The organism is Sulfitobacter sediminivivens, assembly GCF_042611115.2.
Classification (GTDB): domain Bacteria; phylum Pseudomonadota; class Alphaproteobacteria; order Rhodobacterales; family Rhodobacteraceae; genus Sulfitobacter; species Sulfitobacter sediminivivens.
In genome coordinates, this window is the sequence record NZ_JBHGAR020000003.1 from 210,708 (window position 1) to 236,629 (window position 25,922).

Below are 25,922 nucleotides of genomic sequence, written 5' to 3' on the forward strand. Positions count from 1 at the left end.
CACTTTACCGACGGAATACAGACATGACACATAACATCGCCATTCTTGGCGCATCTGGCTATACCGGAGCCGAACTGATCCGGCTTATCGCTGGACATTCATCTATGAAAATCAAAGCTTTGGGCGGCAACTCTAAAGCTGGTCAGAGCATGGCAGAGGTATTTCCACACCTGCGCCATCTCGATTTGCCATCTTTGGTGACAATTGAGGACATAGACTTTTCAGACATCGACCTGTGCTTTTGCGCCTTGCCGCACAAAACCTCTCAGGAAGTGATTGCCGCCTTGCCGCGAGACCTTAAGATTGTTGATCTTTCTGCTGATTTTCGGCTGCGCGACCCAGACGAATATACCAAGTGGTATGGTAACAAACACGCCGCTTTGGCCCAGCAAGACGAAGCCGTGTATGGGCTGACTGAATTTTACCGTGAAGACATCAAAAAAGCCCGGCTTGTAGCCGGCACCGGGTGCAACGCCGCCACCGGGCAATTTGCACTTAGGCCTTTGATATCAAAAGGCGTTATTGATCTGGATGAAATCATCTTGGACCTGAAATGCGCGGTTTCTGGTGCAGGCCGGTCTTTGAAAGAGAACCTGCTACACGCAGAATTGTCCGAAGGATATCATGCCTATGCCATCGGTGGTACGCATCGGCATCTGGGCGAATTTGATCAGGAGTTTTCAGCGCTCGCAGGACGTCCTGTCAGAGTGCAATTCACACCGCATCTGATACCGGCCAACCGGGGTATCCTTGCCACAGTTTACGTTAAGGGTGATGCGCAAGTCATTCATGATACGCTCAAAAGTGCGTACGCCGGTGAGCCGTTCATCGAAGTATTGCCCTTCGGCGAAGCGCCCAGCACACGGCACATTCGCGGATCAAACTTTTGCCACATCGGTGTGGTGTCTGACCGGCTGGACGGCCGTTCCGTTGTGGTCGCAGCGCTTGACAATTTGACCAAGGGGTCCAGCGGGCAGGCGTTGCAGAATGCCAATCTGATGTTAGGTATAGATGAAACCGAAGGGCTGATGATGGCCCCTTTGTTTCCATGATGGATTACTCAGTTAGATGAAAAGCCTGAAAAAACAAAGACGTATCCAGATCATCGCGGTGGCGGCTGTGGCATTGGTGCTGTCCACCGGGTTGATCGGCTATGCCTTGCGGGATGGCATCAACTACTTTCGCGCGCCCAGTCAGGTCATCGCAGAGCCACCCGGCCCCAACGAGGTGTTTCGCATCGGTGGTCTGGTTGAAGAAGGCACATTGGTGCGTGGCGAAAGCGAGACAATACGGTTTAATGTGACCGATGGTGGGGCGACCGTTGTTGCCACATACACAGGGGTTCTGCCTGATCTGTTCGAAGAAGGTCAAGGCATGGTTGGCACCGGCCGCTACATCAATGGCGTCTTTGAAGCCACTGAAATTCTTGCAAAACACGACGAAAACTATATGCCGAAAGAGGTGGTCGACGCTCTTAAGGCTCAGGGTGTTTACCAGGAACCTGACAGCTAGGCAGCGTACGCTGTCACAGCCATCCATTAACCCAATTGCGCCCAATCTTGCCGAAATTCAGCGGTAAGGAGCGGTGCATATGCAATCGGTCAAGGACATAGCCAGAGCAATAGTGGCCCGGGAAGGCGGGTTTGTGAATGATCCCGACGATCCCGGTGGGGCAACCAATTTTGGTGTCACGATCCACACCATGCGGCGGTTGGGTTTGGATTTGACGGGCGATGATCAGGTCACCATCGAGGACGTGCGCAGACTTACCCAACGCCAAGCGGTTGAAATCTTTATCAAACACTACTTTGACGGCCCTTTGATCGGGCAGTTGCCGCAGGCCCTGCAAGCGACGGTATTCGATATGTATGTCAACGCAGGTGGCAACGCTGTTAAGATCCTGCAGCAGCTTTTGCGCGAGATGGGGTATGAGGTTACCGTTGATGGTGCGCTAGGGCCTCAAAGCATCGGTGCGGTGCGCGAAGCGATGCGCAAGGCACCCGACCATTTTGTCGATGCTTACGGCATTTCTCGGCGCAATTATTACTTCCGTCTGGCCGACCGCCGCCCCGCCAGTCGCAAATATGCCCGCAATCGGGCAGGCGGCAAGGGGGGATGGATCGTGCGGGCCGAAGAATTCATTGGGCCGCAGTATCACCTGACCAAAGCAGAGTTCGATGAAAGGATTGCGGCATGGGGTTGATTGAGAAACTCATCGGACTGGTCTTTGGAGGTGAGCGCAACGTGGTGCGCGACACGGTCGAAGTGTTTCGGGAAAATGCCGAAGCCGGAGCCACGCGCGGCGCGCAGGTGCAGGGACAGGCAATGGCCCAATACGGTGCCGAATTTGCGGTTGCGCGGCAGGGCGGATTTGATCGATTCATGGATGGAGTCAATCGGCTGCCACGGCCCATGTTGGCGTTGGGGACATTGGTTTTGTTTGTGTCTGCAATGATAAACCCTTTGTGGTTTTCCGAGCGAATGCAAGGGATTGCGCTGGTGCCAGAGCCGCTGTGGTGGCTCTTGGGGGTGATTGTTTCATTTTACTTTGGCGCGCGTCATCAGGTCAAAGCCCAGCAGTTTCAACGCGAGATTGTCGGAACAATGGCCCAGGTGCCGCAGGTTCTGGAGAACATCAAAACCATCCGTGCCTTGCGTGCCGACAGCGCGAAGGCTGCCGATACCGGGAGCGATACGCGGCTGTCAATTGCGTCGATCATGCCGGGGGCCAATCCGGCGCTGGACGCGTGGCGGCGCGCCGCCGTCTGACTGCGACGCTTTGCACCGCTCAAAAGGTTAAATCGTGATGGTATAGGGGGCGGCGGCCCCCTATAGTTTTCTCATGATTACAGAATTGGGACATTTTTCGCTGATCCTCGCTTTTGGTGTCGCGATCATCCAGATGGTGGTGCCCATGATCGGCGCGCACCATCGGTGGCCGGGGTGGATGGCCGTGGCGGAACCCGCCGCCGGTGCCCAATTTGCGCTGACCGCACTGGCGTTTGGCGCGCTGATGTGGGCTTTCATCACCTCGGATTTCAGCTTGCGGTTGGTGGTGGCGAACAGCCACTCGGCCAAACCCATGCTTTATAAAATTAGCGGCACATGGGGCAATCATGAGGGGTCGATGCTGCTTTGGGTGTTGATTGTGACGCTGTTCGGCGCAATGGCAGCATGGTTTGGCGGTGGATTACCGCCCACTTTGCGGGCACGTGTTCTGTCGGTGCAGGCGGCGATCGCGGTGGCGTTTTTTGCCTTTATCCTGTTCACGTCCAATCCTTTCTTGCGCCTTGCCACACCGCCCTTTGATGGCCGTGACCTGAACCCGTTGTTGCAGGACCCCGGTTTGGCGTTTCACCCGCCGTTCCTTTACCTTGGGTATGTCGGGCTGAGCATGTCATTCAGTTTTGCCGTGGCCGCGCTGATCGAAGGGCGCGTTGACGCCGCATGGGGGCGCTGGGTGCGGCCATGGACGCTGGCGGCGTGGATATTCCTGACCATTGGCATCGCCTTGGGGTCTTGGTGGGCCTATTATGAATTGGGCTGGGGTGGGTTCTGGTTCTGGGACCCTGTTGAGAACGCCAGCTTTATGCCATGGCTTTTGGCCGCAGCTTTGCTGCATTCCGCCATCGTCGTCGAAAAACGTGAAAGCCTGAAAAGCTGGACGATCCTGTTGGCGATCCTTGCGTTTGGGTTTTCGTTGATTGGCACATTTATCGTGCGCTCGGGGTTGCTGACCTCGGTTCATGCCTTTGCAAATGATCCAGAACGTGGCGTTTTCATTCTGGCAATCATGGCGCTTTTCATGGGCGGTGCGCTTGTGCTTTTCGCGCTGCGCGCCGGCGCTATGGAGGCCAAGGGTGTCTTTGGTCTGGTCAGCCGCGAATCCGCTTTGGTGGTGAACAACCTGCTGCTGGCTGTCGCCTGTTTCGTGGTCTTTGTCGGAACCATGTGGCCTCTGTTGGCAGAGATGTTTTTTGACCGCAAACTCAGTGTCGGGCCACCGTTTTTCAATGCGGCCTTTACGCCGTTTATGGTGGCACTGGGGCTGATCATGCCCATCGGCAGCGTGATGCCCTGGAAACGCGCATCGATCGGGCGTGCGCTTTGGCCCCTGCGCTATGTGTTTGTGCTGGCCGTAGCCGTGGCTGGCCTTGCCTTTGCGCTGCAAACCGGGCGCAGCATGCTGGGACCGATGGGGTTGTTTCTGGCGGCCTGGCTGATCATGGGGACAGGGGTTGAGCTCGCTTTGCGGACGGGGCGTGGGGCGCACAGGCTGAAACGGCTGCGCCGTCTGCCGCGCGCTGACTGGGGCAAGGCCACGGCGCACGCCGGGTTGGGTGTGACCATCGCCGGGGTAGCGGGGCTGACAGCATGGAGCATGGATGACCTTCGTGTGGCGCAGATTGGCGAGCCCTTTGATGTAGGCAGCTACACCTTGACCCTGACTGCGGTGGACGAACTGCGCGGGCCGAATTACCTGTCGACGATGGGACAGGTGACACTGGCCCGAAACGGGCGCGAGATTGCGCAGTTGCGGCCTGAAAAACGCTTTTATCCGGTGGCCCAGATGCCGACAACCGAGGCGGCGATTGATTACAATCTCGCACGCGATGTATATGTTGTGATTGGTGACAAACAGGATGGCGGGGGATGGGCTGTGCGTACGTACATCAAACCGCTGACCAACTGGATATGGATTGGCTGTGCAATGATGGCACTGGGTGGTCTGCTGAGCCTCACCGACAGGCGTTTCCGTGTCGCGGCAGGTGCGCGCAAATCCCAAACGGTGCCTGCGGAATGAAACGGTTGATGCTGATCTTGATGCTGTTGGCAACGCCGTTGATGGCAGTGGAACCAGATGAGGTGTTGAACGATCCGGTGTTAGAGGCGCGGGCGCGTGAGGTGTCCAAAGGGCTGCGGTGTCTGGTGTGCCGCAACGAGAGCATTGATGAGAGCAATGCGAGCCTTGCCCGCGACCTGCGTCTTTTGTTGCGCGAGCGGCTGGTTGCCGGCGACAGTGACCAACAAGCGGTTGATTTCATCGTGGCACGTTATGGTGAATATGTCCTGCTCAAGCCCGACGCGCGCGGCGCGAACTGGCTGTTGTGGGCGGCGGGCCCGTTGATGCTGCTGGTGGCGGGCGGCGTCGGTCTTGGATATCTGCGCAGCCGCTCAAAGGCGCAACCAACGGAAGAAACGCCGCTGAATGATGATGAAGCAGCACGGCTGCGCGATATTTTGCGGCAATGACGTGCGGTTTTGCTGGTCAGCACCTCTGGCTTTGTTAAACCTGCATTAAATCCGCATGAACAAGGGGCAAAACCGATGGAATATCAGACAATCACTTATGATCTGGCCGAAGGCGTTGCCCTGATCACCTTGAACCGCGCGGACAAGATGAATGCGTTGACCACCCAGATGCGGGCGGAAATCGCCCATGCTGTCAAGCAAGGCGGCGAGGAGGCGCGGGTTGTGGTCTTGACCGGCGCGGGGCGCGCGTTTTGTTCTGGTCAGGATCTGGGCGACCGCGCCAATTCGTCTTCCATTGATCTTGAGCGGACCTTGCGCGACGAATACGCGCCGATGTTGCGGGCCATTGTGAATTGTCCGGTGCCCACAATTGCTGCGGTTAATGGTCCGGCTGCTGGGGCCGGGGCCAATCTGGCGCTGGCCGCAGACGTGGTTTTTGCCGCCCAATCCGCCTATTTCATGCAGGCTTTCACCAAGATCGGGCTGATCCCGGATGCGGGCGGCACCTATGTGTTGCCGCGTCAGATGGGCACGGCAAAGGCAATGGGGGCAGCGCTTTTTGCCGATAAGATATCAGCGCGCCAAGCGGATGATTGGGGCATGATATGGGAAGCGGTGCCGGATGCGGATTTCGATGCGCATTGGCGGGCCAAGGCGGCGCATCTTGCGGCGGGTCCAACGGCGGCTTACAGCGCGGTCAAGGCTGTCGTGCGCGGATCATGGGACAATACATTTGAGGATCAGCTGGCCTTTGAGGCGCAAGAGCAAGGAAAATGCGGCAAATCACGGGATTTCAAAGAAGGCGTTCTGGCATTCGTCGAAAAACGCAGCCCATCGTTTGAAGGGCGCTGATCGCTCGCGGGCTCTTTGAGGATTTAGCTAGAGCGTTCCACCAACAGCACATTTTCAGCGCTGGGTGCAGGACCGGATGTGCATGCGACAACGGCGACAGCAATGCCATCTGCAAGAACCGTGTGCACATACCCTGAAACCTGCATGATGGTGATCTCTGGCGGTGTCTGGCCCTTGTCATAGACGACCGCGATCTGATCGCAATCATGCAACAGGTCGGGCACCAATGCGCCTTGCGGGCATTGTTCGGCTGCGCTACCCACAGGCATGAGGCTGGCAGCATGATCCCAGCGAAATTGGCCAGACTGTTGATTGGATCTCATGAGACCGCCCTCCTGTCAGAGACGGGCAGCCACGTCGTATCAATCGCGGGCAGCAACGCAATCTTGCAGGCAGGTGCGTCAGATTGCGCCCGAAAACGCCTCATGCCAGAATACATTTTCGCCCCCATCTTCGCCCACCTTTGCCATCGCGGTTTGAACCAGAATAAAGTTAACTAGCTATGGCAAATACGGTCAAGCAGGCGGCGTTATTGTTGGAATTGGCGAAACAATGACATATTTTTGCCCTGTTTGCGGGGTCTGTGTTTCGATTAAGGCATTGGTAACAGAAACAATTTGCCGAGCCAGGCAAGATTATATCCAAACTGTCCGAGCGCCAGAAACAGTGATTCTCTACTTTTTGCGAGCGTCTTGGCGTTTCTGCGATGCAACGGGTGACACTGCTGTTCAGCATTGGCCGGGTCAGACATCCAAGACCTGTAAGACATCAGACAAACGAAAAGGCCCCGACCAAAGCCGGGGCATCTGTATCATGTGTCCAACCGATCAGCGGTTTTCAATATCCACGTAATCGCGTTTCGATTCGCCCAGATAGAGCTGGCGCGGACGGCCAATCTTGTTCTGTGGATCGGCGATCATTTCCTTCCACTGGGAAATCCAGCCAACAGTGCGCGACAGTGCAAAGATGGGCGTGAACATCGACGTCGGGAAACCCATCGCTTCCAGAATGATCCCGGAATAAAAGTCCACATTCGGGAACAGTTTCTTCTCTGCGAAGTATGGATCTTCCAGCGCCTGTTTCTCAAGCTCTTTTGCGACCTGCAGGATCGGGTTGTTCTCAATACCCAGCAGTTCCAGAACCTCGTCAGCGCTTTCTTTCATCACCGTGGCGCGGGGATCAAAGTTCTTATAGACCCGGTGGCCAAAGCCCATGAGACGGAAGGGATCATTCTTGTCCTTGGCGCGGGCGATGAATTCCGGAATGCGGTCAGGTGTGCCAATTTCCTTGAGCATCTCAAGACAGGCCTGATTTGCGCCCCCATGTGCAGGGCCCCAAAGGCAGGCAATACCGGCCGCGATACAGGCAAACGGGTTCGCACCTGACGAAGATGCCAGCCGGACGGTGGAGGTAGAAGCGTTTTGTTCGTGATCCGCATGTAGCGTGAATATCCGGTCCATCGCGCGGCTGAGGATTGGGTTAACCACGTATTCCTCTGCCGGCACGGCAAAGCACATGCGCAGGAAGTTTGACGCGTAATCCAGATCATTGCGCGGGTACACAAACGGCTGACCGATGGTGTATTTATAGGCCATCGCGGCAATGGTCGGCATTTTTGCGATCAAACGGATCGACGCAACCTCGCGCTGGTGTTCGTCGGCGATATCGGTGCTGTCATGATAAAAGGCGGACATTGCACCAACGACACCAACCATAACGGCCATCGGATGCGCGTCACGGCGGAAGCCACGGAAGAAATACATCATCTGTTCGTGGATCATGGTGTGGTTTGTCACCAGCGTCTCGAAATCCTCGAGCGCCTTGGGCGAGGGGAGCTCACCATAAAGCAGCAGATAGCACACCTCGAGATAGTGAGATTTGCCTGCAAGCTGATCAATCGGATAGCCACGGTGCAGCAACACACCTTCTTCACCGTCGATAAACGTAATTGTGCTGTCGCAGGCTGCCGTTGAGGTAAAGCCTGGGTCGTAGGTAAAAACATCCAGCTGACCGTAAAGCTTGCGAATATCCAAAACATCCGGCCCTACGGTGGGCGAAAGAATTGGCAACTCATAATTGTTGCCGTCAATGGTCAATGTCGCGGATTTCTTTTTCTCAGCCATGAAGTCCCTTCCCGAATGTTGGCTGCGGGTATTTTCCCGCCGTCTGGGCATGGCCCCTCGGGGGGCTGCCTTGTCTGTTATCTTATTCAACCTTGCTGCGGGGTTAACCGATGTCAGGCCGCTGCGTCTGTTAGCCGGGCAAGAGTCTCATCACGTCCCAACACAAGCATCATGTCAAAAACCGATGGGGTCACCGCGCGCCCTGCAAGGGCCGCACGCAAAGGCCCTGCCAGCTTGCCGAATTTGGTTTCTTTCGCGGCAGCAAAGCCGTTCATCACCTCTTCCAGCGTTTCTTTGTTCCAGCTAGCATTTTGCAGATGCGGCGTCAATTCAGACAGCATACCGCGGGATATATCATCAAGGTTTTTTGATGCCTTGTCATCCGGGGTAATCGGCCGGGATGTCAGAACAAAATGTGCTTTTTCAAGAAGTTCCGGCAATGTCTTCGCCCGTTCTTTGAGGCAGTAAAGCGCCGCCTGCAAACCGGCTGACTGTGCGGAAGTTAGCGCAGGCAATCCAGCCGCTTCCAGGTATTCCTCGCATTCGCGCCGCAATGCGGCATCATCTGCAACCGCAATATGTTGGCCGCAGATGTTCTCAAGCTTCTTGAGATCAAATTGCGCCGGGCTGCGGCGGATGCCATCCAGGTCGAACCATTCCTTGGCTTGCGCGTCGGTAAAAAATTCGTCATCGCCATGGCTCCACCCCAGACGGGCAAGATAATTGCGCATGCCAGCGGCGGGATAGCCCATTATCTGATATTCCTGCGCGCCCAAAGCACCGTGCCGTTTGGACAGTTTTTTGCCATCAGGCCCGTGGATCAGCGGGATATGGGCCCAAACCGGTACATCCCACCCCATACCGTGATAGATCATCATTTGCCGCGCCGCATTGTTGAGGTGGTCATCACCGCGGATCACATGGGTCACGCCCATATCATGGTCATCGACAACCACGGCCAACATATAGACTGGAGTGCCATCAGACCGGAGCAACACCATATCATCAAGTTGATCGTTCTGAATGGTCACGTCGCCCTGCACCGCGTCACGGATCACGGTTTCGCCTTTTGATGGCGCTTTGATACGGATCACATAGGGCACATCGGGATGGTCGGCAGGGTCGGCATCGCGCCAAGGCGACCGGTAAAGCGTGCTGCGTCCTTCGGCCTTCGCGGCCTCGCGAAAGGCTTCAATTTCGTCTTGCGTTGCAAAACACTTGAAGGCCGCCCCTTTGGCCAGCAATTCATGGGCCACGGCGGCATGGCGCGGGGCGTTTTCAAACTGGCTTACGACATCGCCGTCATGATCAAGGCCAAGCCACGCCATGCCTTGCAGAATTGCAGAGGTCGCTTCGGGCGTGGAGCGTGCCCGGTCGGTGTCTTCGATCCTGAGCAGGAACTTCCCCCCACGGCCCCGCGCATAAAGCCAATTAAAGAGCGCCGTGCGCGCGCCACCAATGTGCAAAAAACCGGTAGGTGACGGGGCGAAACGGGTGACAACGGGCAAAGACATGGATGGGTGGCTTTCTGTTCTGGATTTAGATTGCGGGGAGGCTTGACTGGTGCGCGCTTATTCCTGCGTTTACCTTTTGCTAACCGTGACCCCGCTAGAGTTTCACGTCTGTCTAAACAGTGCATCAACCGGGGGCAAGCATGGGGCGAAGTGCGCAGATGACCGCAACGTTCCTGAGGCCATTTGCATTCCTCTTTCCCAACCAACGCGGCATGTTGATCGGATGGGTCCCCGTCTGCCTTGCGGCGGGCATCGGAACCTATTTCAGCGTTCTGACAGAGCCATCGATTTTGATGTTTGCAGGCCTTTGTGCCTTGATGCTGGTCTTTGCTGTTTTGGGGTGGTGCTTGCCCGAAGCCATGTCACCAATGGCCGCTGGTATTGCTCTCTGTCTGGCCGGGTTCATCATTGCAGGTGCGCGCACCCATCATGTCGCAGGGCCGGTCCTTGGCTGGCGTTATTACGGCGCTGTCGAGGGGCGGGTGGTGGCGATGGATCGCAGCCAGTCTGACGCGCTGCGCCTGACGCTTGATCAGGTCCGCCTTGACCGGGTACCGCCGCACCGCACGCCGGATCGGGTGCGCATCTCTTTGCATGGTCAGGCGGTGGGCGGGATCACCCCCGAGCCGGGGCTGCGGGTGATGACGACCGCCCATCTGTCGCCGCCCTCGGGACCAGTTGAACCGGGTGGGTTCGATTTTCAGCGTCATGCATGGTTCGCAAGATTGGGGGCGGTGGGCTATTCCCGCGTGCCGCTGGTGGGCGCTGCGCGTGCCGAGGAAGGGCATGCGGGACTTGCGGTGTTTCGCATACGCATGGCGGCATCAGCCCGCATTCAGGCCGCTCTGCCGGGGGACATCGGCGGGTTCGCGACCGCAATCACCACCGGGGATCGCAGTGCAATCAGCCAAGGGGCGCTTGATGATCTGCGGGCCAGCAACCTCGCCCATCTTCTGGCGATTTCGGGGTTGCATATGGGGTTGGTCACGGCAGTGGTGTTTGGCGCGCTGCGGCTTTTTCTGGTGGCCGTTCCGCGCGTCGCCCTGAATTGGCCAACCAAGGGCATCGCCGCTTGCGGGGCACTGATCGCGGCGTCCGGCTATCTGGCTTTGTCGGGCGGCAATGTGGCCACAGAACGCGCCTTTGTCATGGTCGCCGTCGCCTTGGGGGCGCTGATGATCGGCAGGCGGGCCATTTCGTTGCGTGCTGTGGCGGTGGCAGCGATTATTGTGCTGGTCTTGCGGCCCGAGGCACTGATGGGTCCAGGGTTTCAGATGTCATTTGCGGCGACAACGGCGCTTGTGGCGGTATTTGGCTGGCTGCGCGGCATTGAGTTGGCGTTCATGCCGCGTTGGCTGCGCCCAGTGATGGCTGTCTTTGTGTCCTCTGCCGTGGCGGGCATCGCCACGGCCCCGATCGCTGCGGCGCATTTCAACGCGATTGCGCATTACGGGTTAATCGCCAATCTGATGTCCGTTCCGCTGATGGGAATCCTGGTGATCCCGGCGGCGGTCGCCGCGTTGGTGTTGTCGATTTTCGGTCTGGAGTGGATCGGATTATGGGCGATGGGGCTGGGTCTTCGTTGGATATTGGCCGTTGCACATGAAGTTGCAGGCCTTGATGGCGCGCGAGGGTTTGTGCCAGGGCCGGGCGCATGGGTTTTGCCGTTGCTGGCGCTTGGATTTCTGTTCTTGATTTTGTGGCAAGGTCGTCTGCGGTGGGGTGGGATCGCGGCGATGGTCTTGGCCTTTGTGCTGTGGCACGGGGCAGAAAGGCCCGGTGTCTTGATCGCGGACAACGGAACGCTGGTGGGGTTGATGACGCCTGCAGGACGTGCGTTGAGCAAGGAAAAGGGGGCCGGGTTTGTTGCGCGCAACTGGTTGGAAAATGACGGCGACGGCGCGTCTCAGGATCAGGCCGCGGCACGCTGGTCAAGGGGTCAGGTCATCCATTTGTCGGGCAAACGGGCCGTTGCAGGGTTTGGTGGGTGCAGCGCGGGTCAGATCGTTGTCACCTCTGTTCCCGCGGCGGATCTGGCAAAATCAGACTGCGATATGTTTGACCCGGAACGCCTGAAACAAACAGGATCGGTTGCACTCAATCGCACCAAGCAGGGCTGGCAGATGATCACAGCCCGCGATCTGGCTGGCGACCGACCCTGGACCAACTGGCCCAAGCCCGATCAGGGGCAACGTGCCAGTCAATATGTGCGGATCAATCCGACCAAACGGCCCTGAACCTTGATCCTGTTGGAAGGCAGCACCGTCGGCTTATAAGCGGGGTTCGCCGCTTCAAGAGCAATGGATGAGCCGCTGCGTCGGAACCGCTTGAGCGTTGCTTCGCTGTCATCGACCAGGGCCACAACGATATCACCATCGTCTGCCACGGATGTTTCGCGGATCACCACGACATCGCCATCGTTGATCCCGGCGTCGATCATCGAATCACCCTTAACCTCAAGGGCATAATGTTCACCAGAGCCCGCGATCATGCCGTTGGGCACTGAAACGGAATGGGACACATGGCTGATGGCATCAATCGGGACACCGGCCGCAATCTGACCCATCACAGGCAATTCAATCGCGTGCACCGTTGATGTCGGCATAGACGCAGAAGGCGGCGGCACATCAGGGCGATCCCCGTCAATCACCCGCGGCGCAAAACCGGGATTGGGCAAACCGCCAAGGCTTTCAGGAAGTCTAACCACTTCGATCGCGCGGGCGCGGTGCGCCAGACGACGGATAAAGCCGCGTTCCTCAAGTGCTGTGATCAGACGATGAATGCCGGACTTAGACCGCAAATCCAATGCCAGCTTCATTTCATCAAAACTGGGCGGGACGCCATCGCGTTGCACCCGTTTGTGAATAAACGCCAGCAGATCGAGTTGTTTCTTGGTCAGCATTGGGCATTTTCCCTGAACAGTGGTTTTGATTTGTTCTAGGGATGTTCTTGTTTTGTGTCAACGAATTGTGTGAAATTCGTCAGATAACGATATAATTTACCATGTCACCGGGCCTGCGGGCCGGATCATCCACAGGGCGCACCAGCAGCGCATCGGCGCTCGCAAGCACAGACAAAAGTGAGCTGTCTTGTCGGTCATCGGGGTGCAGCGCGCCGTCTGTGATGCGGGCGCGCATGTAATGCGCACGGGGGCCATTTGCGGGCAGCGCGCGCGCCAGCGGTGCCTGACGCATCGGTGTTGCCTGCTCGCCCAGCCCAAGCATTTTGCAGACCACGGGTGCGACAAAGATCGTGCCACAGACCATCGCAGAAACGGGATTGCCGGGCAGGCCAATCATTGCGGCATCGCCCAGCCTTCCTGCCATCAGCGGTTTGCCGGGGCGCATGGCGACCTTGTAGAACGCTTGTTCCATACCGATTTCAGCGGCGACCGGGGCCACCAGATCATGATCACCGACGGACGCGCCGCCGATGGTGATGATCAGGTCAGACCCTTTTGCAAGGCTGAACGCCTGTTTCAGAGAGGCTGCGGTGTCGCGTGCAATCGGCAACATGTGAACCTGCGCCCCCAAACCGTCAAGCATCGCGGCAAGGCCGTAGCTGTTTGAGGCGATGATCTGATCGGGGCCGGGAACCTCGCCGGGTTGAACCAGCTCGTCCCCGGTTGCCAAAATTGCCACGCGGGGGCGGCGGGTGACGGGCACATCCGCGATGTTCATTGCGGCAAGCAAGGCAATATCAGCCGGGCGCAGGCGCAGGGGGGCATGAAGGGTCTGGCCCACCTCAAAATCACCACCGGCTGGACGAATATTGTCTTTGCTTCCAACGCGGTGGCCCAGTGTGATCAGATCTCCGCGCCGGGTCACATCCTCTTGGATCACGACAAAATCGGCACCTTCGGGAACCGGCGCGCCAGTGAATATCCGCACCGCCTGACCGGCGCGAAGCGCGCCTTCGAACCGGTGCCCGGCAGCAGCTTCGCCCACCACTTTGAACATCGCATCCGGTTCAACCTCGGCCCGGCGCAGGGCATAACCGTCCATAGAGGAGGCTGCAAAAGGCGGTTGTGTGCGTGTCGCGGCAACATCACGGGCGAGAACGCGGCCGGCGGCATGTCGCAAAGGCACATGTTCAGCATCCAAGGGCCGCACAAGCGACAAAAGCTGCGCAAGGGCGGTCTCGACCGAGATCATGACGCCTCAAACCGACCCGATTTGCCGCCGTCCTTGAGCACAACGCGCAGTCCGCCGATTTCCATGGCCTTATCCACCGCCTTGGTCATGTCATAGACGGTCAACGCGGCGACCGATGCGGCTGTGAGCGCTTCCATCTCGACCCCTGTCTGGCCTGTGGTCTTAACGGTTGCGGTGATGCGGATGCCGGGCAGGTCTGCATCTGGGATCAAATCAACCGCAACCGATGTGATTGGCAGCGGATGGCAAAGCGGGATGAGGTCCGCCGTGCGTTTCGCGGCCATGATCCCGGCCAATCGGGCAACGCCCAGCACGTCACCCTTCTTGGCGCGCCCTTCGGTAATGATATCAAAGGTTTCCTGCCGCATCTTGATGTGATTTTCTGCAACTGCAATGCGCGCCGTGACTGCCTTGTCGGACACATCAACCATATGCGCATCGCCTTTGGCATCAAAATGGGTAAGGGCCATTCACATCCCTCCGGCAGTCAGCGGATTGGCCAATAGATCGCGGGTCGCCAATTCGACATCGGATTGCCGCATCAGGCTTTCGCCGATCAGGAATATCCGGGCACCGTACATCGCCAGATTTGCCAGATCTTCGGGTGTGCTCAGCCCTGATTCCGACACGATCATGCGGTCGGCAGGCACCTTTTTTGACAGGGTGCGGGTGGTATCCAGCGTGGTTTCGAAGGTCTTGAGGTTTCGGTTATTGATGCCGATAAGGCGGCTCTCAAGTTTGCTTGCGCGCTCCAGTTCGGCCGCGTCATGCACTTCGATCAGCGCGTCCATGCCCCATTCCGTTGCGGCCTCTTCCAGTTCAGCCGCCTGGGCATCAGACACCGACGCCATGATGATCAAAATGCAGTCGGCCCCCAGCGCGCGTGCTTCTGCCACCTGATAGGTGTCATACATGAAATCCTTGCGCAGCACGGGAAGGGTGCAGGCGGCGCGGGCCTCGGCAAGATAGTTTTTGGATCCTTGGAAACTGGGGGCGTCCGTCAGAACGGACAGACAGGTTGCGCCGCCCTCAGCATAGGCCGCGGCGAGGGTCGCAGGGTCAAAGTCGGCACGAATCAATCCTTTGGACGGGCTGGCCTTCTTGATCTCGGCAATCAGGCCATATCCTTCGCGGGATGCATCATGCAGGGCGTCGGCAAAGGGGCGCACCGGTGGGGCCGCATTTGCCTCTGCTATCACTGCCTCAAGCGGCTTGGCAGCCTTGTCGGCGGCGACTTCTTCCAGCTTATAGGCTTTGATCTTATCCAGAATGGTGTCGGTCATAACGCTCTCTTATGGGTTGCCCCAGTTTATGCAGGGACTGCCCTGCGCCTGCAACCATGCATTGGTGCGGCTGAATGGCTTTGAGCCGAAAAACCCACCGTATGCAGACAGTGGAGAGGGGTGTTTGGTCTCAATTTTGAGATTCTGGTGGGCGTCGACATCTTGCGCGACCTTTTGCGCTGGAGTTCCCCAAAGCAGATAAGCGCGTGGGCGATCGGCCAATCGGGCCAATACTTGCGACGTCAGTTCCTGCCAACCCAGCTTGGCGTGGCCTTTCGCTTTGCCCTGCGGCACCGTCAGGATTGTGTTCAGCAAGAGCACGCCTTGATCCGCCAAATCACCAAGGTCGGTGCGGGTGCGGGTCAGGGCCAGATCGCTCTGCATCTCTTTGAAAATGTTTCCTAAACTATCCAGCCGTCCGCCAAAGTCACGGGTGATGGAAAAGGCTAAACCATCTGCCTTGCCGGGCGTGTGATACGGGTCTTGGCCCAGAATAACGACCTTTACATCATCAGGTTGGGTCATTTCCAACGCTGCAAATACCTGATCTTGCGGCGGGAAAATAACCCGCTTATCCGCCGTTAACGCCGATTCAATACGGGGCAGGTTTTCGGTAAAAAAGGGCAGGTCGGCCCAGTCTCCAAGCCGCCTGAGGTCGAATTTCATTTGCTGTGGCTGACCGCTGCGACGCGGGTGATCTTGTCGCGCGCGGCACCGGAATCGATGCTGTGGCGCGCCATCTCAACCCCGGCTTTCAGGTCGGGTGCGGCATCGGCGACCACCAAAGCAGCCGCCGAGTTCAGCAACACAGCGTCGCGGTAGGCAGAGGGCGCACCGTCCAGCAGCGCATTGAAATCACGTGCATTCTCTTCGGGTGTGCCGCCCAAGATTGCCTCAAATGGATGCACAGGCAGGCCAGCATCTTCGGGGTGTATTTCAAAGTCGGACACAGTGCCGTCGTCCAATCCGCTGACCCAGCTTACGCCGGTGATCGTCAACTCATCGGTGCCATCGGAGCCGTGGACCAGCCACGCCTTTTCGGATCCCAGAGCGCCCAGCGTTTCGGCCATCGGGCGGATCAGATCGCGGCGATAGGCCCCGGTCAGTTGCCGTTTGACGCCCGCCGGGTTGGTCAATGGCCCCAGAATGTTAAAGATAGTACGCGTGCCCAATTCGGACCGCGTCGGCATCACATGGGCAATCGCAGGGTGGTGCATCGGGGCCATCATAAATCCGATGCCGGCCTCGGCCAATTCGCGCTCGACGATTTTTGGGCCAACCATGACGTTCAGGCCCATCTGCGTCAGCGCATCTGCGGCACCAGATTTGGAGGACAGGTTGCGGTTGCCGTGTTTGGCCACCACGACGCCCGCACCCGCCACAACAAATGCCGTCGCGGTTGAGATGTTCAAAGTGCCCTTACCGTCGCCGCCCGTGCCTACAATATCCATCGCGCCGTCGGGTGCGACGACTTTGTGGCATTTGGCACGCATGACGCTGGCGGCAGCAGCGTATTCATCCACCGTTTCACCACGCGTGCGCAGCGCCATGAGAAAGCCACCGATCTGGCTTGGGGTGGCTTCGCCCTCGAACAGAATCTCGAATGCCTCAGCGGCCTGTTGCCGGGTCAGCGGGCCATTTGCAGCCGCATCAATCAGGGGTTTCAATGCATCACTCATGCAGGGACTTTCATCTCGTTGAGGAAGTTTTGCAGCAGCGCAAACCCGTGCTCAGACCGGATTGATTCCGGGTGAAACTGAACGCCGTGCAGTGGTAGTTCGCGGTGTTGCAGGCCCATGATCGTGCCATCCTGCAGGGTCGCGTTGACCCTTAGGCACGCAGGCAAACTCTCGCGTTCCACCACCAGCGAATGATACCGCGTTGCCGCGAACGGGCTGGGCAGCCCTGCAAAAACACCTGTGCTATCGTGGTGCATCTGGCCCAATTTGCCATGTACGATGTCGCCTGCGCGCACGACCTTCCCGCCAAACGCCTGTCCAAGGCTCTGATGTCCCAGACATACCCCCAACAACGGCAGTCGCGCCTTGGCCGCTGCGAGGGTCAGTTCAAGGCAAATCCCCGCCTGATCAGGATCGCAGGGGCCTGGGGACAGTAATATTCCCGCAGGCTTCATCGCCATCGCATCGGCAACACTCAGCGTATCATTGCGGTGCACCGCGACATCGGTGCCCAACGCCCCTAAATAGTGCACGAGGTTGTAGGTAAAACTGTCGTAGTTATCTATGAGCAGCAACAATGGGAAAATCTTTGTCTTTGGGCCAGGCATTAGGACTAGAGAAACGCCGGCAAGGCAGCGTATATGTCGTGCCACACATGTTCAGGCTTGCGCGCGTACGTCAAGAGTGCAACCGAAAAGCCGGCAAAGGGCAGAAGGCCGCGTCACGCGCGGAAGAGACAGCAGGAGAATGCACAAATGGCACGCGGATTCTTGAGCGGCGTTCTTTGGGGCGGAATTGTGAGTGTTGGGGTAGGTGGGGTGGCATCCGTGCTGGCCCCCCTGCCAATGCCACCTGAGGTCAGCGATGCGTCACCGGCTGTGGCCATTGCACCGACACAGATTGCTGAACCCGTCAGCGGTGAACAGAGCAGCAATGCCGACCGGGCGCCAGTGACGGGTCAGGTCGGCGTGCAAACTTCGGCACCGGAACCAGATACTCTTGCCGGGATCAATGCTGATACCGTGACCCCCGCTGCGATCCCCCAAACAGGTGTCGCAGAAGATCTTCAAACGCCTGCTGTTGGGTCAGACTTGGGTGGCGCTGTGCCTCAAGGCGATGACCCTGTGCTGCCGAACCCGCAGGCCCTTGCCCCGATGGCACCGACAGCAGCGGATGTTCTGTCCATCAGCACGGAGCCTGCACAGCCGCCCGCGCCGCTGGCCGAGACCATAGAGGGGGCCTTTGATGCTCCTGCGCAACCATCCAACGATGATGCGATTGATCCTGCGCCAGTGCTGCCCGTGGCAGAAGAGGACATCAGCGATCCTGCTCCGGCAGAGGAAACCGCACAGGTTGCAACAGCCGTGGTTCCAGAACGGGATGCACCCGTTGATCCTGCGGTGGCGGAACCTGCGGTCACTGCCGTGGACCCGCCGCCCATCGTGATCTTGCCAATTCCCCAAGAGCCAGAAGCGCCACAAACCGAAGCGGCCAACGAGGCAGAGGGCGAAGCCGCCTCTGCGCGCCCGGCCATTGGAAAACCTGCAGTTTCGCTGACAGAGCGCAGTGGCGGCGTTATCGTCAATCGCCTGACCAATAATGATGCGGCAGCCGAAGGTACTGTGCCAGTTGACGCACCAACGGAGGGTGTTGTAGGGCAGGTGGGCGAAAATGCGCTGCCGATTGACGCATTCGCGCAGGCGTTTGATAACCCTGACAACAAACCCCTGATGGGTATCGTTCTGATTGACGATGGCAGTTCGCTTACGTCTGGAAGCGCCGGTATTGCTGCGCTGCGCAGTTTTCCCTATCCGCTGAGCTTTGCGGTGGACAGTAGTCTGGACGATGCGGCTGAACGTATGGCGCTCTACCGAAACGAAGGGTTTGAGGTTCTGGCGATGGTTGATCTGCCCGAAGGGGCGGCACCGGTGGATGCGGAAACCACCTTTGGTGTGACATTGTCCAAACTGCCGGAAGTTGTCGGGGTGCTCGAAGGCACCAAGGGTGGCTTGCAGGGATCACGTGGTGTGGCCGATCAGGTGACCGAGATTCTGGCGCAAACAGGTCATGGATTGATCACCCAGGACAAGGGACTGAATACCATGCCCAAGCTTGCCCGCAAAAAAGGCGTGCCAGCCGATCCGGTTTTTCGTGATTTTGACAGCAAGGACCAAACCGCGCAGGTGATCCGCCGGTTTCTGGATCAGGCCGCCTTTAGAGCAAATCAGGAGGGTGCCGTGATCATGCTGGGCCGTCTGCGCCCGGATACGATTTCGGCGCTGCTGCTTTGGGGCTTGCAGGACCGTGCGGGCAAGGTGTCATTGGCCCCGATATCGGCGGTGTTGCAGCGGTCGGAATGAGGGAGCGACTCCGGTATGGCAACCGTCTGGTCTGAGCGCACAGGGAGCAACCTGATTGGTGCCATATTTTCGACTACCGGTTGTGCTCTAACTGAGATACTTGGATGGTCGGCAGGATTTCATTGGAAATAGGTTTCATGGTGCGCAAAGCTTTCCTTGGCTTGATATCAATAGCGGCTTTGCTCGTTATTGTTGGCTACCTTGGCCAATTTCACCGTGGCGCGGATACCGTCGCCATCGGAAGGCCGGTATTTGGGATGATCTGCATTCTGGGCATTTTTGTCGCCCGTTCGCTCACGCTCAGATTTGCTTTCGGGACCATCGCGCTGCTGGCAATTTCAACGGTTGCAGTTTCTTTTCTGCCGCAGAAGTCAGGCGGAGATATCCGGGTTTATTCCAAGAACCTTTGGTTCGGTAACAAGGAATATTCTGCAGTGGTCGCGGACATTGAGGCTGCAAATGTCGACGTTGTCATGCTTCAGGAGGTCTCGGTTCACAACAACCCGTCACTTCAACAGTTGAAAGCGAAATTTCCACACCAGCATGTCTGCAGATTTTCGCGGTGGAGCGGCATTGCTCTGGCGTCTCGGCTTCCGTTTGACGGTGATCCTATATGCTCCGATTCGCGTGCAGTGCTGGCCGCACCAATTCTCCTAAAGGGCCAACGGGTCTGGGTTGCCTCTGCGCATATTCCCTGGCCTTGGCCGCATGACAGTTCTGAGAATGAAAAGGATGCGATATCACTGCTGTCAGAACTTGATGGCCCGGTTATCTTGGCGGGTGACTTTAACATTGTGCCATGGTCGGGCAGGGTTGGCAGGATTGCGGCATTGACGGGTACGCAATTGGCAGGTCCGGCGCGTGCGACGCTGCATCTGAGAAATATCCCGTTGCCGATCGATATGGTGCTTGCACCGGGTGGAGGGTCGTTGGAAATGCGTCCGCTGCTGGGATCAGATCATGCGGGCCTCGTTGCTGATCTGGTGCTTTGGCCGAAGTGATGGTTTTTCGCGGGGGGCTGGCGGCGCAACTGGTGGCATCGGGTGTCAACTTGATACCGACACGCAGGGCCTGACACCCTTCAGATAATCTCGTCTTCATCAAAAAGCGGATCGGTTTCCAGCTGTGTGGCCAGATCATCCACCGTGGCTTCGACCGCGCGCGGGCTGAGGCGGGCGAGGTGAAAAATTGCGTCGCCTTCGTTGACCACCGGCAATATCGCGCGGCCGATCAGGATGCCTGCAGCCGGGGCAAGCAGATTGGTTTCGACCTCGCCAAAGGGGTCTGAGACTGTTGCAAGTATGTCGCCTTCTTCAACCGTTTCGCCCTCGGCCCGGAACGTGCGCAGCAGACCCCCCGCCGGGGCGCGCAGCCAGCTTGAAGACGTGCAGACATGCGGTGCAACCTTGGCGCGGGCAATGCCTTTGGCAGGCAGCATGTCCTGACCGCGCATCACCCGCAGGATGCCTGCAAGTCCCGCGCGCACGGCCATTTCGTCAAAGCGCAGGCCTTCGCCAGCCTCATAGAGCAGAATTGGCGTGCCATTCTTGGCAGCCACCGCGCGCAATGATCCATCGCGCAACGGCGATGTCAGCACCACTGGCGCACCAAAATCAATTGCCATCTTCGCGGTGACCCTGTCAGAGGGCGAGACGCGCACTTGCGGCAGATTGGTGCGGTGGATCGCGGCGGAATGCAGGTCAATGCCAAAGTCGCAGCGCAGCACAACATCGTTAAGAAAGATATGCGCAAGCCGGGACCCAAGCGAGCCTGAGGGAGAGCCCGGAAAACAGCGGTTCAGGTCGCGGCGGTCAGGCAGATACCGCGAGCGGCTGAGAAAGCCAAAGGAGTTCACAACCGGAACGACAATCAATGTGCCCCGCAGCGATGTCAATTGCGGCGCGCGTAGCAGGCGGCGCACGATTTCAACACCGATCACTTCGTCCCCATGAACCGCAGCGCTGACAAACAATGTGGGGCCGGGCCGTTTGCCGTGGTGCACCTCAAGCGACAGACCGATGGGCGTGTGATCGGGCAGGATAGAGACAGGCAGTGTGATGGATTTGCGGGTGCCGCGTTCAACCCGGTGACCTGCGATCTCAAAGGGTTGCGGGGCGGGCACGATCAGTTGCGCCCCGACCCGTCAAAGCGCGCGGCATCGGCGGCGGCGCGGCGGATGGCGTTGGATTTATGCACGGTTTCCATATATTCAGCCTCTGCATCGCTGTCATAGACAACGCCGCCGCCCGCCTGAATGTACAATGTTTCGCCCTTGATCACTGCGGTGCGTAGCGCGATGCACATGTCCATATCACCACCGGCGCTGAAATATCCGACACCGCCGCCATAAATACCGCGCTTTTCGGGTTCCAGTTCGTCGATAATCTCCATCGCGCGGACCTTGGGTGCCCCTGATACCGTGCCCGCAGGCATGCCCGCAAAGAAGGCATCAAGCGCGTCGCAGCCTTCTTTCAGTTCGCCCACCACATTTGAAACGATGTGCATCACGTGGCTGTAGCGTTCAACGATGAATTCTTCGGTGGGCCGCACAGTGCCGATTTTGGCAACCCTGCCTACGTCGTTGCGGCCCAGATCAAGCAGCATCAGGTGCTCGGCCAGTTCTTTTTGGTCGGCCATCAGATCGGCCTCAAGGGCGCGGTCTTCTTCCGGGGTTGCCCCGCGCGGGCGGGTGCCGGCGATGGGGCGAATGGTGACCTCATTGCCAAAAACACGCACCAGAATTTCGGGCGAGGCCCCGACCACGTGGAAGCCGCCGAAGTTGAAATAGAACATGAACGGCGACGGGTTGGTGCGCCGCAGGCTGCGGTAAAGCGCAAAGGGTGGTTGGGTGAACCCCTGCGCCCAGCGTTGGCTTGGCACGACCTGAAAAATGTCCCCCGCAACGATATAGTCCCGGGCCTTTTCAACGGCAGCTTTGTAGGCATCCTTGGTGAAATTGCTGACCGGTTCCGGGGCATCCGCCGCGTCACCCAAATCGCGGCTGGTGTCGGGCAAGCTTCGCTCCAGATCACGCACCGCATCCATCACCCGCTCCGCCGCCTGGGCATAGGCCGCACGCGCCGACTGGCCATCCCTGACCCATGCGGGCGATACCAGCGTGACCTCGCCCTTGACGCCATCAAGAACTGCGATCACCGACGGGCGCAGCATCTGCGCATCCGGCAGGCCCAAGGGATCGGGGTTCACGTCTGGAAGATGTTCAACAAGCCGGATCATGTCATAGCCGAGATAGCCAAAAAGCCCCGCAGCCGCCTGAGGCAGGTCATCGGGCAGGTCGATCCGCGATTCAGAAATCACCGCGCGCAGGGTGTCGAGCGGATTGCCCGGCACATCCTCAAACGCATCCGCATCATAGCGCGCGGCACGGTTAATGGCTGATGCTTTGCCACGGCAGCGCCAGATCAAATCAGGTTTCATCCCGATGATCGAATAGCGCCCGCGCACTTCGCCCCCCGTCACGGATTCAAGCACAAAAGCGTTTTCAGCAGCACCGGTGAGTTTCAGCATCAGCGACACCGGCGTGTCGATGTCAGCGGCAAGGCGGGTATAGACAATCTGGTTTTGCCCGGATGAATAGGCGGCCTCAAATGTGCTGAAATCTGGGGTCAGGGCCATTGATTTTGCCTAGGGAAAGTTGACATGCACAGCCTGAACGGCGCGTTGGTCGATTTGCGGACCGGCACGGCGCACCACGTCATCGGAATAAATGGCAAAAATATCCTGAGCCAGCGTCTGGTTCAGTTGTTGTGAAACCTGTTCCAGAAGGGCGGCGTTGGCGGCGCTGTCGCCGGCGGCTGTGATGCTGTCCAACCGAACGATTACGACGCTGCCATCGCCGGGCAGCACCGTCACATCGCCCACGTTCATTGCAAAAACTTCGCTCATGAAATTCTCTGGCGTGCCCTCGATAAAGCCATTGCGGGTCTGGTCCTGTTCGATCACGGCATCAAGGCCTGCCGCTTCGAACGACGCATCGCTGCCAAGGGACGTCAGCAGGGCCGTGGCTTGCGCATTCAGCTGTTGAACGGTCTGTTCTGCCTGCCATGCGGTGCGCACAGCGCCTTTGGCGTCTTCAAAAGGTTCGGGGCGTTCTGGCAATTCTTCGTCAAGACGCATGGCATAGATACCGCCATCATCGAGTTGGTTGATTTTTGGGAAATCCCCGGCGGACAGCGCCGCCGCTTCCTGCCGAAAATCACCATATCCGGCAATGCCATCGCTGCTGTCCTGGGTCCAGGCAATCGTGCCGAGGGTCATTTTGGTCTCTTCGGCAAGTTGTTCCAATGTGGCCCCGCCGGCAAGCTGATCATCTAGATCCTGCGCACGGGCCTCGACTGCGCGCACTGCACGGGCGGTGGCCAGTTCACCTTGCAGGTCGGCCCTGGCCTCTTCAAATGTGACGTTTTGTGCCGGCAGTACCCCGTTCACGCGGAAAAGCGCGGGTCCAAGATCACTGGCCAGTGGCCCGACAATATCCCCGACTTCGGCGGCAAATACCGCGTCGCCCGCAGCATTCAGATCGGACTGAGCCACATCACCCAAATCAACATCAGACAGTTCCAGCCCGCGTTCCTGCACCAAAGCGTTGAAGGTCGTACCGTCCACTTCCAATGACGCGGCGGCCTGATCTGCGGCTTCCTGATCGGCAAAGGCCAGACGTTCAACCAATCGACGCTCGGGCTGGATATATTCATCTGCGCGGTCATCATAGGCCTGCTGCAATTCTTCCTGCGGCACTTCGATGTCGTCGATCATCGCATCGGGGGACAGCCACGCATAGGTGATCATCTTGGTCGCAGGCAGCATGAACTGATCGTTGTTTTCGTCATAAAACGCACGCAGATCAGCGTCGGTGGGGGTGCCAATGGGGGCGGTCAGATCCTCGGCAGAAAGGGAGGTCCATGTAAAGCTGCGCTTTTCGTTGACATAATTGACCAGCGTTCTTGCATAAGCCTCAGGCATCTTTATGCCGCCGATCACCGCACGCTGAAGCAAGGTGCGGGAGGCTTCCTCGCGCAGGCTGGTTTCAAACGCGGCTTCGCTCTGGCCAGCCTGTTGCAGTGCAAAGCGGTAGCCCTCGCGGTCGAATTCGCCATCAATGCCCTGAAAGGCGGCGATTTGGATGATTTCCTGTCGCAGGGATTCGTCACCGATGGACAGGCCAAGTGTCGCCGCCTCGTGGTCCAACGCGCGGTTGCGCACCAAACGTTGCAAGACGGCGCGATCAAGTCCGATCTGCTGGGCCTGTGCAAACGGCAGTTGCTGACCTGTTTGCGCTTCAATGGCGCGGATTTCCTGAGACAGGTCGCGGGCATATTTGTCAATTGGAATGATTTTGTCGCCTACGGTGCCGATGCTGCGGACATTACCAGACAGATTGACCGCCCCAAAGCCGCCCAGGCCAAGGATCAGCAGACCCATAAGGATCCAAACAGCGGTTTTTGAAATGCTAGAGCCTTTGGCCATGTCAGACGTCCCTTTTCGCGTTTGCGCTTGTCTATGCGTTGCGCGGCAGGGCTGCAAGGCGGTCAAACAGAATGGCAATGCCCGTGGCATCGAGATTGGCAAAAGCAATGCGCAACTGGCGCTCTCCGCTTGGATCATCCGTGGGGCAAAACATGGTGCCGGGCAGGCACAAGATGCCCGCGTCGCGCACCAGTTGGGGGGCCAAATCGGCAGAGCTGATACCAAAGGGGTGCTGCATATAGGCGAAATAGCCGCCCAGACCCAAAAGCTGCCACCCTTGCGCTGTCAACTTTGGCATCTGGGTGGCAATCGCCGCACGGCGCGCCAGAATTTCGTCACGTTCTCCAGCCAGCCATTGTGCAAGGTTCTGCATCCCCCAAAGGGCGGCATGCTGACCGATCTGACCCGGACAGATGGCGACGGTGTCGAGGAATTTTTCGACCTCTGCCAGACGCTTTGGACTGGCGATCATCGCGCCGACGCGGTGGCCGGTCAGGCGGTATGCTTTGGAGAAGGAATAAAGATGGATCAGGGTGTCGTCCCAGTCGGGGTCCTGGAACAGGGCGTGGGGTGGGCCGCTGCGGCTGTCAAAATCGCGGTATGTTTCATCTACGATCAGAGCGATGCCATGTTCGCGGGCCAGATCAAAGAAGGCTTGCACCAGATCGGCTGGGTATTCCACACCGCCGGGATTGTTCGGTGTGACCAGCGATATTGCGCGGGTGCGCGGTGTGATCAGGGCTGCGGCCTGTTCGGGGTCGGGCAAAAGATCGGCACCTGTCGGCAGCGGCACGGCGGCGACACCTGACATATCAAGCCACATCTTATGATTGAAATACCAAGGGGTTGGCAGGATTACTTCATCCTCTTCCGCGCAGAGTATGGCAATGGCAGCGGCGAAAGCCTGATTGCAGCCCGAGGTGATACAGACCTGTGCGGGGTCCACGGTACCTGCGTAATGATTTGCGGTTTTGGCGGCAAGTTCGGCGCGCAGTTCGGGCAGGCCAAGGACGGGGCCATAAAGATGCGCTTCATCGTTCTGAAGCGCCACATCGGCCATGGCCTGACGCAACGCGGGCGGTGGCGGATCGACGGGGGCGGCCTGGCTAACATTGATCAGGGGCCGGTCCGCAGGGAATGTCACACCCTGCAACCAGCGGCGGGCCTCCATCACGGGGGGCGCGAATGTGGTGGCGGTGCGGGGCAAGTTCATTGCG

24 protein-coding genes are annotated in these 25,922 nt (G+C 58.4%); 10 read left to right on the top strand and 14 right to left on the bottom strand.

Going from position 1 to position 25,922, the window contains the following annotated elements; translation table 11 throughout:
* Positions 1–23 precede the first annotated feature (23 nt).
* The 7 genes from argC to ACEWL3_RS05450 all read left to right on the top strand — a co-directional run bounded on the left by argC (position 24) and on the right by ACEWL3_RS05450 (position 6,105).
* Positions 24–1,052 (top strand): N-acetyl-gamma-glutamyl-phosphate reductase, encoded by a 1,029-nt coding sequence (gene argC / locus ACEWL3_RS05420; protein ID WP_386180021.1) that lies wholly within the window; start codon positions 24–26, stop codon positions 1,050–1,052.
* 16 nt (positions 1,053–1,068) lie between these two features.
* Entirely contained in the window at positions 1,069–1,512 is a 444-nt protein-coding gene (gene ccmE / locus ACEWL3_RS05425) for a cytochrome c maturation protein CcmE (protein WP_386180024.1), read from the top strand.
* A 79-nt stretch (positions 1,513–1,591) separates the two neighbouring features.
* The gene (locus ACEWL3_RS05430) at positions 1,592–2,203 is read left to right on the top strand and encodes a holin-associated N-acetylmuramidase (RefSeq protein ID WP_386180027.1); all 612 of its coding nucleotides are present in this window, start codon (positions 1,592–1,594) and stop codon (positions 2,201–2,203) included.
* On the top strand, positions 2,194–2,769 hold the full coding sequence (locus ACEWL3_RS05435; protein WP_386180030.1) for a holin family protein: 576 nt from the start codon (positions 2,194–2,196) through the stop codon (positions 2,767–2,769). Before ACEWL3_RS05430 ends, ACEWL3_RS05435 begins: the two co-directional genes overlap by 10 nt.
* Before the next feature lie 73 nt (positions 2,770–2,842).
* Complete coding sequence (locus ACEWL3_RS05440) at positions 2,843–4,804, top strand: heme lyase CcmF/NrfE family subunit (protein ID WP_386180033.1); 1,962 nt, start codon at positions 2,843–2,845, stop codon at positions 4,802–4,804.
* Positions 4,801–5,253: a cytochrome c-type biogenesis protein gene (locus ACEWL3_RS05445; protein WP_386180036.1), complete on the top strand. Its 453-nt coding sequence runs from the start codon at positions 4,801–4,803 to the stop codon at positions 5,251–5,253. Before ACEWL3_RS05440 ends, ACEWL3_RS05445 begins: the two co-directional genes overlap by 4 nt.
* Before the next feature lie 75 nt (positions 5,254–5,328).
* On the top strand, positions 5,329–6,105 hold the full coding sequence (locus ACEWL3_RS05450; RefSeq protein ID WP_386180039.1) for an enoyl-CoA hydratase-related protein: 777 nt from the start codon (positions 5,329–5,331) through the stop codon (positions 6,103–6,105).
* A gap of 23 nt (positions 6,106–6,128) precedes the next feature.
* Here the strand turns inward: ACEWL3_RS05450 and ACEWL3_RS05455 are convergent, their stop codons facing one another.
* From ACEWL3_RS05455 to gltX, 3 genes are all read right to left on the bottom strand, one after another.
* Positions 6,129–6,428, bottom strand: coding sequence for a hypothetical protein (locus ACEWL3_RS05455; RefSeq protein ID WP_386180042.1), 300 nt, complete (start codon positions 6,426–6,428; stop codon positions 6,129–6,131).
* A 504-nt stretch (positions 6,429–6,932) separates the two neighbouring features.
* On the bottom strand, positions 6,933–8,228 hold the full coding sequence (gene gltA, locus ACEWL3_RS05460; protein ID WP_386180045.1) for a citrate synthase: 1,296 nt from the start codon (positions 8,226–8,228) through the stop codon (positions 6,933–6,935).
* A 113-nt stretch (positions 8,229–8,341) separates the two neighbouring features.
* Entirely contained in the window at positions 8,342–9,742 is a 1,401-nt protein-coding gene (gltX, locus tag ACEWL3_RS05465; protein WP_386180048.1) for a glutamate--tRNA ligase, read from the bottom strand.
* Between the two features lie 158 nt (positions 9,743–9,900).
* Between gltX and ACEWL3_RS05470 the strand changes: the two genes are divergently transcribed.
* Positions 9,901–11,979, top strand: a complete 2,079-nt coding sequence (locus ACEWL3_RS05470; protein ID WP_386180051.1) for a ComEC/Rec2 family competence protein — start codon at positions 9,901–9,903, stop codon at positions 11,977–11,979.
* On the opposite strand, the gene lexA is transcribed toward ACEWL3_RS05470, so the two are convergent.
* The 7 genes from lexA to ACEWL3_RS05505 all read right to left on the bottom strand — a co-directional run bounded on the left by lexA (position 11,943) and on the right by ACEWL3_RS05505 (position 17,436).
* A complete protein-coding gene (gene lexA, locus ACEWL3_RS05475; protein ID WP_386180054.1) occupies positions 11,943–12,644 on the bottom strand; it encodes a transcriptional repressor LexA in 702 nt (233 codons plus the stop codon). The two genes, ACEWL3_RS05470 and lexA, sit on opposite strands and share 37 nt — an antisense overlap.
* 79 nt (positions 12,645–12,723) lie before the next feature.
* On the bottom strand, positions 12,724–13,896 hold the full coding sequence (locus ACEWL3_RS05480) for a molybdopterin molybdotransferase MoeA (RefSeq protein ID WP_386180057.1): 1,173 nt from the start codon (positions 13,894–13,896) through the stop codon (positions 12,724–12,726).
* Positions 13,893–14,366, bottom strand: coding sequence for a cyclic pyranopterin monophosphate synthase MoaC (gene moaC / locus ACEWL3_RS05485; RefSeq protein WP_386180059.1), 474 nt, complete (start codon positions 14,364–14,366; stop codon positions 13,893–13,895). The genes ACEWL3_RS05480 and moaC overlap by 4 nt, the downstream gene beginning before the upstream one ends.
* Positions 14,367–15,179, bottom strand: coding sequence for an indole-3-glycerol phosphate synthase TrpC (gene trpC / locus ACEWL3_RS05490; protein WP_386180062.1), 813 nt, complete (start codon positions 15,177–15,179; stop codon positions 14,367–14,369).
* 9 nt (positions 15,180–15,188) lie between these two features.
* Positions 15,189–15,845, bottom strand: coding sequence for a uracil-DNA glycosylase (locus tag ACEWL3_RS05495; RefSeq protein ID WP_386180065.1), 657 nt, complete (start codon positions 15,843–15,845; stop codon positions 15,189–15,191).
* Positions 15,842–16,858 carry an anthranilate phosphoribosyltransferase gene (trpD, locus tag ACEWL3_RS05500; RefSeq protein ID WP_386180068.1) on the bottom strand — a complete coding sequence of 339 codons (1,017 nt, stop codon included), beginning with the start codon at positions 16,856–16,858 and terminating at the stop codon, positions 15,842–15,844. Before trpD ends, ACEWL3_RS05495 begins: the two co-directional genes overlap by 4 nt.
* Entirely contained in the window at positions 16,855–17,436 is a 582-nt protein-coding gene (locus tag ACEWL3_RS05505; RefSeq protein WP_386180071.1) for an anthranilate synthase component II, read from the bottom strand. The genes trpD and ACEWL3_RS05505 overlap by 4 nt, the downstream gene beginning before the upstream one ends.
* Before the next feature lie 177 nt (positions 17,437–17,613).
* On the opposite strand from ACEWL3_RS05505, the gene ACEWL3_RS05510 reads away from it, so the two are divergent.
* Both ACEWL3_RS05510 and ACEWL3_RS05515 read left to right on the top strand, forming a co-directional pair.
* Entirely contained in the window at positions 17,614–19,218 is a 1,605-nt protein-coding gene (locus tag ACEWL3_RS05510; protein WP_386180073.1) for a divergent polysaccharide deacetylase family protein, read from the top strand.
* A 137-nt stretch (positions 19,219–19,355) separates the two neighbouring features.
* The gene (locus ACEWL3_RS05515; protein ID WP_386180074.1) at positions 19,356–20,219 is read left to right on the top strand and encodes an endonuclease/exonuclease/phosphatase family protein; all 864 of its coding nucleotides are present in this window, start codon (positions 19,356–19,358) and stop codon (positions 20,217–20,219) included.
* A gap of 80 nt (positions 20,220–20,299) precedes the next feature.
* On the opposite strand, the gene ACEWL3_RS05520 is transcribed toward ACEWL3_RS05515, so the two are convergent.
* From ACEWL3_RS05520 to ACEWL3_RS05535, 4 genes are read right to left on the bottom strand one after another with little or no spacing between them, the layout of a single operon-like run.
* Entirely contained in the window at positions 20,300–21,340 is a 1,041-nt protein-coding gene (locus ACEWL3_RS05520; protein WP_386180077.1) for a succinylglutamate desuccinylase/aspartoacylase family protein, read from the bottom strand.
* A 2-nt stretch (positions 21,341–21,342) separates the two neighbouring features.
* Positions 21,343–22,854: an anthranilate synthase component I gene (gene trpE, locus ACEWL3_RS05525; RefSeq protein WP_386180080.1), complete on the bottom strand. Its 1,512-nt coding sequence runs from the start codon at positions 22,852–22,854 to the stop codon at positions 21,343–21,345.
* A gap of 9 nt (positions 22,855–22,863) precedes the next feature.
* A complete protein-coding gene (locus ACEWL3_RS05530) occupies positions 22,864–24,705 on the bottom strand; it encodes a peptidyl-prolyl cis-trans isomerase (protein WP_386180083.1) in 1,842 nt (613 codons plus the stop codon).
* A gap of 31 nt (positions 24,706–24,736) precedes the next feature.
* On the bottom strand, positions 24,737–25,918 hold the full coding sequence (locus ACEWL3_RS05535; RefSeq protein ID WP_386180086.1) for an aminotransferase: 1,182 nt from the start codon (positions 25,916–25,918) through the stop codon (positions 24,737–24,739).
* Between the last annotated feature and the right edge of the window lie 4 nt (positions 25,919–25,922).

What these genes read in the sequence shown, in the direction of transcription:
- argC (WP_386180021.1), top strand. Translation starts at nt 24, where the DNA reads ATGACACATAACATCGCCATTCTTGGCGCATCTGGCTATACCGGAGCC.
- ccmE (WP_386180024.1), top strand. Translation starts at nt 1,069, where the DNA reads ATGAAAAGCCTGAAAAAACAAAGACGTATCCAGATCATCGCGGTGGCG.
- ACEWL3_RS05430 (WP_386180027.1), top strand. Translation starts at nt 1,592, where the DNA reads ATGCAATCGGTCAAGGACATAGCCAGAGCAATAGTGGCCCGGGAAGGC.
- ACEWL3_RS05435 (WP_386180030.1), top strand. Translation starts at nt 2,194, where the DNA reads ATGGGGTTGATTGAGAAACTCATCGGACTGGTCTTTGGAGGTGAGCGC.
- ACEWL3_RS05440 (WP_386180033.1), top strand. Translation starts at nt 2,843, where the DNA reads ATGATTACAGAATTGGGACATTTTTCGCTGATCCTCGCTTTTGGTGTC.
- ACEWL3_RS05445 (WP_386180036.1), top strand. Translation starts at nt 4,801, where the DNA reads ATGAAACGGTTGATGCTGATCTTGATGCTGTTGGCAACGCCGTTGATG.
- ACEWL3_RS05450 (WP_386180039.1), top strand. Translation starts at nt 5,329, where the DNA reads ATGGAATATCAGACAATCACTTATGATCTGGCCGAAGGCGTTGCCCTG.
- ACEWL3_RS05455 (WP_386180042.1), bottom strand. Translation starts at nt 6,428, where the DNA reads ATGAGATCCAATCAACAGTCTGGCCAATTTCGCTGGGATCATGCTGCC.
- gltA (WP_386180045.1), bottom strand. Translation starts at nt 8,228, where the DNA reads ATGGCTGAGAAAAAGAAATCCGCGACATTGACCATTGACGGCAACAAT.
- gltX (WP_386180048.1), bottom strand. Translation starts at nt 9,742, where the DNA reads ATGTCTTTGCCCGTTGTCACCCGTTTCGCCCCGTCACCTACCGGTTTT.
- ACEWL3_RS05470 (WP_386180051.1), top strand. Translation starts at nt 9,901, where the DNA reads ATGACCGCAACGTTCCTGAGGCCATTTGCATTCCTCTTTCCCAACCAA.
- lexA (WP_386180054.1), bottom strand. Translation starts at nt 12,644, where the DNA reads ATGCTGACCAAGAAACAACTCGATCTGCTGGCGTTTATTCACAAACGG.
- ACEWL3_RS05480 (WP_386180057.1), bottom strand. Translation starts at nt 13,896, where the DNA reads ATGATCTCGGTCGAGACCGCCCTTGCGCAGCTTTTGTCGCTTGTGCGG.
- moaC (WP_386180059.1), bottom strand. Translation starts at nt 14,366, where the DNA reads ATGGCCCTTACCCATTTTGATGCCAAAGGCGATGCGCATATGGTTGAT.
- trpC (WP_386180062.1), bottom strand. Translation starts at nt 15,179, where the DNA reads ATGACCGACACCATTCTGGATAAGATCAAAGCCTATAAGCTGGAAGAA.
- ACEWL3_RS05495 (WP_386180065.1), bottom strand. Translation starts at nt 15,845, where the DNA reads ATGAAATTCGACCTCAGGCGGCTTGGAGACTGGGCCGACCTGCCCTTT.
- trpD (WP_386180068.1), bottom strand. Translation starts at nt 16,858, where the DNA reads ATGAGTGATGCATTGAAACCCCTGATTGATGCGGCTGCAAATGGCCCG.
- ACEWL3_RS05510 (WP_386180073.1), top strand. Translation starts at nt 17,614, where the DNA reads ATGGCACGCGGATTCTTGAGCGGCGTTCTTTGGGGCGGAATTGTGAGT.
- ACEWL3_RS05515 (WP_386180074.1), top strand. Translation starts at nt 19,356, where the DNA reads ATGGTGCGCAAAGCTTTCCTTGGCTTGATATCAATAGCGGCTTTGCTC.
- trpE (WP_386180080.1), bottom strand. Translation starts at nt 22,854, where the DNA reads ATGGCCCTGACCCCAGATTTCAGCACATTTGAGGCCGCCTATTCATCC.
- ACEWL3_RS05530 (WP_386180083.1), bottom strand. Translation starts at nt 24,705, where the DNA reads ATGGCCAAAGGCTCTAGCATTTCAAAAACCGCTGTTTGGATCCTTATG.
- ACEWL3_RS05535 (WP_386180086.1), bottom strand. Translation starts at nt 25,918, where the DNA reads ATGAACTTGCCCCGCACCGCCACCACATTCGCGCCCCCCGTGATGGAG.